The sequence below is a fragment of the Streptomyces sp. NPDC092952 genome (assembly GCF_044754785.1).
Taxonomy (GTDB): Bacteria; Actinomycetota; Actinomycetes; order Streptomycetales; family Streptomycetaceae; genus Streptomyces.
Window position 1 is genome coordinate 1 of the sequence record NZ_JBIVPT010000047.1, and the last position, 7105, is coordinate 7105.

The 7105-nt window shown below is 71.5% G+C and carries 8 protein-coding genes; all 8 read right to left on the bottom strand.

The window, feature by feature from the left end:
• Window positions 1-188: 188 nt before the first annotated feature.
• Complete coding sequence (locus tag ACIQGQ_RS37025) at window positions 189-1223, bottom strand: lysophospholipid acyltransferase family protein (protein ID WP_402405044.1); 1035 nt, start codon at window positions 1221-1223, stop codon at window positions 189-191.
• Between the two features lie 15 nt (window positions 1224-1238).
• Window positions 1239-2333 (bottom strand): NAD-dependent epimerase/dehydratase family protein, encoded by a 1095-nt coding sequence (locus tag ACIQGQ_RS37030; RefSeq protein WP_402405047.1) that lies wholly within the window; start codon window positions 2331-2333, stop codon window positions 1239-1241.
• Window positions 2334-2448: 115 nt separating this feature from the next.
• Window positions 2449-2547, bottom strand: a complete 99-nt coding sequence (locus ACIQGQ_RS37035) for a 30S ribosomal protein bS22 (RefSeq protein WP_003948845.1) — start codon at window positions 2545-2547, stop codon at window positions 2449-2451.
• Window positions 2548-2657: 110 nt separating this feature from the next.
• Window positions 2658-2870 (bottom strand): helix-turn-helix domain-containing protein, encoded by a 213-nt coding sequence (locus tag ACIQGQ_RS37040; RefSeq protein ID WP_158070919.1) that lies wholly within the window; start codon window positions 2868-2870, stop codon window positions 2658-2660.
• A 128-nt stretch (window positions 2871-2998) separates the two neighbouring features.
• Window positions 2999-3814, bottom strand: a complete 816-nt coding sequence (locus tag ACIQGQ_RS37045) for a phosphatase (protein WP_402405051.1) — start codon at window positions 3812-3814, stop codon at window positions 2999-3001.
• A 146-nt stretch (window positions 3815-3960) separates the two neighbouring features.
• The gene (locus tag ACIQGQ_RS37050) at window positions 3961-5133 is read right to left on the bottom strand and encodes an acetoin utilization protein AcuC (protein ID WP_402405054.1); all 1173 of its coding nucleotides are present in this window, start codon (window positions 5131-5133) and stop codon (window positions 3961-3963) included.
• Window positions 5102-6304 (bottom strand): MFS transporter, encoded by a 1203-nt coding sequence (locus ACIQGQ_RS37055; RefSeq protein ID WP_402405056.1) that lies wholly within the window; start codon window positions 6302-6304, stop codon window positions 5102-5104. Before ACIQGQ_RS37055 ends, ACIQGQ_RS37050 begins: the two co-directional genes overlap by 32 nt.
• A 42-nt stretch (window positions 6305-6346) precedes the next feature.
• Complete coding sequence (locus tag ACIQGQ_RS37060) at window positions 6347-6991, bottom strand: HAD family hydrolase (protein WP_402405059.1); 645 nt, start codon at window positions 6989-6991, stop codon at window positions 6347-6349.
• Window positions 6992-7105: the final 114 nt, after the last annotated feature.

A 7105-nucleotide genomic window follows, 5' to 3' on the forward strand; every position in this document is an offset into this window, starting at 1 on the left:
CGCCCCCCCCGTCACCTCCCCCCCCCGCCGGGGGCCCCCGGCCCCCGCCCGGGGGGGGGGGGGCCCGCCCGGGCCGGGGGCCCCGCCCCGGGGGGGCCCGGGGGGGGGGGGGGGCCCCGGGGGGCCCCCCCCCCGACCACGTACCGTCGGCCGGAGCGCCCGGCCCCCGCGGGAGGACTCGGAAGAACTCAGAAGAACACCGACCTGCGCCGCACCAGCAGCCGGTACAGCGTGTGCTGGATCTGCTCCCGCACCTGATCCGTCAGGTTGAACATCAGCATCGGATCCTCCGCCGCCTCCACCGGATAGCCGCTCGTGGAGATCGGCTCGCCGAACTGGATCGTCCACTTCGTCGGCAGCGGCACCGCCCCGAGCGGCCCCAGCCAGGGGAACGTCGGCGTGATCGGGAAGTACGGGAAGCCCAGCAGCCGCGCCAGCGTCTTCGAGTTGCCGACCATCGGGTAGATCTCCTCCGCCCCCACGATCGAGCACGGCACGATCGGCACCCCGGCCCGCAGCGCCGTGGACACGAAACCGCCCCGCCCGAACCGCTGGAGCTTGTACCGCTCGCCGAACGGCTTCCCGATGCCCTTGAACCCTTCCGGCATCACCCCCACCAGCTCGCCCCGCCGCAGCAGCCGCTCCGCGTCCTCGGCGCAGGCCAGCGTGTGGCCGGCCTTGCGGGCCAGCTCGTTGACGACCGGCAGCATGAAGACCAGGTCGGCGGCGAGCAGCCGCAGATGACGCCCCGCCGGGTGGTTGTCGTGCACCGCGACCTGGAGCATCAGCCCGTCCAGCGGCAGCGTCCCCGAATGGTTGGACACGATCAGCGCCCCGCCCTCCGCGGGAATGTTCTCGACGCCCTTCACCTCGACCCGGAAGTACTTCTCGTACACCGGCCGGAGCATCGACATCAGGACCTGGTCGGTGAGCTCCTCGTCGTACCCGAACTCGTCGACGTCGTACTCACCGGTCACCCGCCGCCTCAGGAACGCCAGCCCGCCGGCGATCCGCCGGTCCCAGCCGCCGCGCTCCCCGTCCTCCGGCTCCGGCCGCCCCCGCCGGGGCTCCGGGGCCTCCTGCTGGCCCGGGAGGGCGCTCACGGCCGCCGTACCCGCCGAGGGCCCCCGACCGGCCCCCGGGGCCCGGCGCCGGGCCGGACGCGCCGCGCCACCCGCCCGCGAACGGTCGTCGTCGAACGGAATGACCTTGGCATCCGCCATCGTCGGTGCGCTCCTCTACCTGCCGCCGGAGGACGGCGCGGTGCCGCCGGCCCCGATGATCCCCGAAACATCGCCGCCCGCCCGCGCGAACGGCAGCGCCGCCAGCCGGTCGACCGCGCCGCCCACCAGCTCGGGCGGCAGCAGCCCCGGCCCCTGGCCGCGGACGAACTCCGCGAACGTCTCCGCCGTACTGAACCGGGGGTGGAAGCCCAGCGTCTCGCGCATCTGGACCGTCGACACCACCCGGCCGTGGGTGAGCAGCCGGATCTGCTCCGGCGAGAAATCCGTCATCCCGACCCTGCGCAGCGCCCGGCCCACCCAGGTGACCGCGGGCAGCAGCAGCGGCGCCGTCGGCCGCCCCAGCCGCCGTGAGCACTGCGAGAGCAGCAGCACCCCGTCCCCCGCGATGTTGAACGTGCCGCTGTTCAGCGTCCCGCGCCCCGGCTCCCCGGACGCCACACCCAGGACGTCGACGACATCGTCCTCATGCACGAACTGGAGCCTCGGGTCGTACCCGAACACCGTCGGCAGCACCGGCAGCGACAGATAGTCCGCGAGCGGCGAATCGGCCCGGGGCCCCAGGATGTTCGCGAACCGGAGCACGCACACGGCCACGTCCGGCCGCCGGCGCGCGAACCCGCGCACGTACCCCTCGACCTCCACCACGTCCTTGGCGAAGCCACCGCTGGGGAGCGACTTGGGCGGGGTGGTCTCCGTGAAGACCGCCGGATCGCGCGGCGCCGAGCCGTACACGTTCGTACTGGACTTCACCACCAGCCGCCGCACGCTCGGCGACTTCTGGCAGGCACCGAGCAGCTGCATGGTGCCGATGACGTTGGTCTCCTTGACCGTCGTCCGGCCGCCCGTGCCGGCCGCCTTGGCCGAGACGTCCAGATGCACGACGGTGTCCACCGCGTACTCGGCGAGCACCCGGGCGATGGCGGGCTGCCGGATGTCCGCCCGGACGAACACCGCCTCGTCCAGCGCGTGCCCCGGCACGACCGCGTCGACGGCGATCACCCGGTCCACGCCCGGCTCCCGCTGGACCCGCCGCACGAAACGGCCCCCCAGCTGCCGGGCCGCTCCCGTGACGAGCACGACCTTCCCCAAGATCAGCGCCTTCCGTCGAAAGGTTTCCCCTGGCCGTCACCGTAGCCGGTGAAAAGCACCGCAGCCCTTCCACCGGACCGGTGGAAGGGCTGCGGGAAACACGAACCGCGTTCGCCTACTTCTTGTTGCGACGCTGAACGCGCGTGCGCTTGAGCAGCTTGCGGTGCTTCTTCTTGGCCATCCGCTTGCGCCGCTTCTTGATAACAGAGCCCACGACTACCCTCGCTCACTTCTTCTTCACTGGTGCGGGGCGTCTGGGCCCACACGACCTACGTCGGCCTAGCCTACCCGCCAGCGCGTGAGGGGCGTAATCCGAGGTGAACCTCAGGCGGACTCCACCCCCACAAAGGACTCGCGGAGATACTCGTGAACCGCTTGCTCCGGTACCCGGAAAGACCTGCCCACCCGGATCGCCGGCAGATGACCGCTGTGCACCAAGCGGTACACGGTCATCTTCGACACTCTCATGACCGAGGCGACTTCCGCCACAGTCAGGAACTTGACCTCGTTGAGAGGCCTCTCGCTGTCAGCAGCCATGACTCACCTGTACCTTCCGCACGAGACGCTCACCGGCTTCCCCTCCGGTGACTCTTCGTCGTTGTGCGCTCACTGCCCAGGTTAGGGGCGGGTGATGCGAGTGGGGAAGAGGGGAGACGATCGGCCGCCTACCGTGACAGAAACACCCGATTGAGTACATATCGAGTGAGCGGTCGATAGAAGGCCGACTCCACCCCGTCGTCCACTGGAACGGCCACCGACACCCGCCCCTCGGCCTCCCCGACGAACAGCGCGGGATCGTCCGTGTCCGCCAGCCCGATCGCCTCGATGCCCAGCTGACCTGCCCCGCAGACCCAGCCGTGGTCCCCCACGACCAGTTCCGGAAGTAACCCGCGCTCCTCCGCGGCCGCCGCCAGGGCGACCCGGACCGGCAGCGGGGAATGGGTGTGTGCGCCGGTGTCACCGCCGCCCTCGCGCGCGCCGGGCTCACGCACCATCGCGACTCCCCGTACGTAGTCGAGACTGCACGTGCGTACGCCGAACCGGGTCGTTATGTCGATACGTCGCCCCTGTGCCGGGGTGAGTACGGGGCATCCCGCCGCCGACATCGCGTCTGCCAGCGCGACGTAGAAGCCGAGCAGCCGATGCGGATGGCCCGTGCCGAACAGCACCGGCGCCCGCCGCTCCGCCGCCCACGACAGCCGGTCCGCGAAGGCGTCCAGCCCGGCCAGCGTCCGCTCCGGATCGATCACGTCCGGTCCCACGACATGGGCGGGATCCTCCGATACCCCGCACTTCTCGGCCATCAGCCGCAGCAGATCGGTCTCCGCCCAGCCCTCGCCCGGGACCAGACCGAGCGTCACCCGCGGATCCCCGGCCGCGAAGAGCCGATAGCTCCGCAGACTCGTCTCCCGCGAGGTGGCCACGGGCCCGGCCAGCCGGGCCGCCAGCAGATGCGCGCGCAGCGCTCCGGTGCTCAACACCCCACGATGCTCCCCCACCCGCCCGGACGAGGGGCCGGAAGCCGAGGACTCCCCACCGTTGGCGCAACCAATACGCGCCACCGCGCACGAGCCCGCGCACGCACCGCCGCACACGGGAAATGGACCGAAGCGCTTCGGGCGCCGGATCAGGTCAGCAGCCCCCGCAGGGGGAACGCCGCGCGCCGGGCCGCCAGCACCGCCTGGTCGAGCCGGTCGGCCGGGTCGTACCCCTCCTCCCACGGCTTCCAGGAGGGCGTCCGTCCGTCCGTCATCCGGGCCGGACCCAACTGCCGGGTACGGGCGTACACCTCGGCCCGCCACGACTCCGGGATCATCGACTCCGGCTCCACCGGGGCGTGCGCGGCGATGCCCACCAGATGCGTCCAGGACCGGGGCACCACGTCGACCACCGCGTAACCACCGCCGCCGAGCGCCAGCCACCGACCGCCCTCCGCGTACGCGTGGGCCAGGTCGTGGCAGGCCGCCATCACCGCGCGCTGCGCGTCCAGCGAGACCGCGAGATGGGCGAGCGGGTCCTCGAAGTGCGTGTCGGCGCCGTGCTGGGTCACCAGTACCTGTGGCTGGAAATCCGCCAACAGCTCGGGCACCACCGCGTGGAAGGCCCGCAGCCACCCCGCGTCCCCGGTACCGGCCGGCAGCCCCACGTTCACCGCGCCGCCCTCGCCGGCCCCGGAGCCGGTCTCCTCCGGCCAGCCGGTGTGCGGGAAGAGCGTCCTCGGGTGCTCGTGCAGCGAGATCGTCAGGACCCTCGGGTCCTCCCAGAACGCCGCCTGCACCCCGTCGCCGTGGTGCACGTCCACATCGACGTACGCGATCCGCTCGGCGCCCAGCTCCAGCATCCGGGCGATGGCCAGCGCGGGGTCGTTGTAGATGCAGAATCCGGCCGCGCCGCCCGGCATGGCGTGGTGCAGCCCGCCCGTGAAGTTCACAGCGTGCGCGGTGTCCCCGCGCCACACGGCCTCGGCCGCCGCCACCGACTGACCGGCGATCAGCGCCGAGACCTCGTGCATCCCGGCGAAGGCCGGGTCGTCCACCGTCCCGAGCCCGTAGCGCTGGTCGGCCCGCTTCGGATCGGCCGAGGCGGCCCGCACCGCGGCCACGTAGTCCTCGCGGTGCACCAGCCGCAGCGTCGACTCCCCGGCGGGCCTGCCCGCCACCACGTCCACCGCGCGGTCGAGCCCGAACGCCCGCACCAGCCCCATCGTCAGGGCCAGCCGGACGGGGTCCATCGGGTGACTCTCCCCGAAGTCGTATCCCGTTACTGCGTCATCCCACATCAGCTGTGCGCGGCCGCTCATGCCCGCCACCGTATCGGGCGGGCTCCGCACCGAACGACTTGGCGTACACCAGCGTCGCGAGCACCAGCACCATCGGTACGAGCATCGCGCCCCGGTAGCTCCAGGCGTCCCCGATCGCGCCGACCAGCGGCGATCCGACCAGGAACCCCACGTAGTTGAAGACGTTCAGCCGGGCGATCGCAGTGTCGCTCGCCCCCGGGAACATCCGCCCGCCGGCCGCGAAGGTCTGCGGGACGATCACGCAGAGCCCGAGCCCGAGCACGGTGAACCCGAGCATCCCGGCCCACGCCCCGCCGGCCGTCGCCACCACGACGAATCCGGCGGCCGCCAGCACGCTGCCGCCCCGCACCACGGCCACCGCCCCGAACCGCCGCACCCCGAGGTCCCCGACGGCCCGCCCGAGCAGCGTCGTCACCATGTAGACGTTGTACGGCAGGGTCGACATCTGCTCCGAGCTCCCCAGGACGTCCTGGAGGTACTTCGCGCTCCAGTTGGAGACCGTGGAGTCGCCGATGTACGCGAAGCTCATCACCAGGCAGAGCGGCATCAGCAGCTTGAAGGAGACCGGCCCGGCATTCCCGCCCGGGCCCTCCGCCCCGCCCTGTGCGGAGGCTCCGTCGGAGTACCACCGGCTTCCGACGAACGCGGCGGGCAGCAGCACGACGACCGCCGGGAGGTAGGAGACCAGCAGCGAGAGGTCCCAGTGCGCCCCGGCCCACGCCATGGACGCCCCGGCGATCCCGCCCAGGCTGTACGCGGCGTGGAAGCCGAGCATGATGGAACGCCCGTAGGCCCGCTGGAGGCTGACGCCCATCATGTTCATGGAGGCGTCGAGCGCCCCGACGGAGAGCCCGAACAGGCCGAGCGCCAGCGCCGCCTCCCACATCGCGTTCCCCGCGCCGGCGCCGAGCAGCGCGAGCAGCACGACGGGCTGCGCCCACCGCAGCACGATCCCGGGCCGTACCCGCAGGACCACCTTCTCGGTCACCACGCTGCCCACCCCGGCCAGGATGGGCACCGCCGCCAGGAACACGGGCAGCAGCCCGTCGGATATCCCGTACCGGTCCTGAATGGCGGGAATCCGCGTCACCAGCAGAGCGAAGGTGACTCCCTGGACGAAGAAACTCAGCGTGAGGGAGGCCCTGCCGTGCCGCAAACCAGCGTTTGTCATGGCCGCGAGCGTAAGGCCAGTTTCTACCGGTGGGTAGATGGATCACGCGAGCAATTCGCGGAGCTGTCCCATGTCGGAGAAGTACCCGGTCACCCCGGCGAGTCGGTCCGCGGGCATCATCGACGTGAACCCGTAGACGTCCATGCCCGCGGTCCTGGCCGCCTCCACGCCGAGCGGGCTGTCCTCGATGACGACACACCGTTCGGGGGCGACGCCCATCCGCTCGGCGGCCAGCAGGAACAGGTCGGGGGCCGGCTTTCCCCGTCCGACGTCCTCCGCGCTGAAGATCCACTCCTCCTCGAACCACTGGTCGAGTCCGGTCTTGCGGTGTCCGGCCCGGATCCGCTCGTGGCTCCCGGAGGAGGCGACACAGTAGGGCACGCCGTCGGCGACCAGCTTCCCCAGTACGTCCTCGACGCCTTCCACCGGCTCCAGCTCCTGCGCGAACGCGGCGAAGAGCCGCTCGTGGAACACGGCGTCGAAGTCCGGGGGCAGTTTCTCCCCGGTCCGTTCCTCGACGAGCTCGTGCACCCGGTGCATCGCGGCCCCCATGTAGTCCCGAAGGCACTCCTGGTACGACGTGGGGTGGCCGAGCTCCGTCAGGTACTCGGCCAGGATGGTGTTGGAGATCGGCTCGCTGTCCACGAGCACACCGTCGTTGTCGAAGATGACCAGTTCGTAGCGCATGGATCGAGCCTAGACGCTCGTAAACGCAGAAAAGCCCCGTGTCCACAAGAGACACGGGGCTTTCCCGTAAAAGAAGTTCGGCGGCGTCCTACTCTCCCACAGGGTCCCCCCTGC

What these genes read in the sequence shown, in the direction of transcription:
- ACIQGQ_RS37025 (WP_402405044.1), bottom strand. Translation starts at nt 1,223, where the DNA reads ATGGCGGATGCCAAGGTCATTCCGTTCGACGACGACCGTTCGCGGGCG.
- ACIQGQ_RS37060 (WP_402405059.1), bottom strand. Translation starts at nt 6,991, where the DNA reads ATGCGCTACGAACTGGTCATCTTCGACAACGACGGTGTGCTCGTGGAC.
- ACIQGQ_RS37050 (WP_402405054.1), bottom strand. Translation starts at nt 5,133, where the DNA reads ATGAGCGGCCGCGCACAGCTGATGTGGGATGACGCAGTAACGGGATAC.
- ACIQGQ_RS37055 (WP_402405056.1), bottom strand. Translation starts at nt 6,304, where the DNA reads ATGACAAACGCTGGTTTGCGGCACGGCAGGGCCTCCCTCACGCTGAGT.
- ACIQGQ_RS37040 (WP_158070919.1), bottom strand. Translation starts at nt 2,870, where the DNA reads ATGGCTGCTGACAGCGAGAGGCCTCTCAACGAGGTCAAGTTCCTGACT.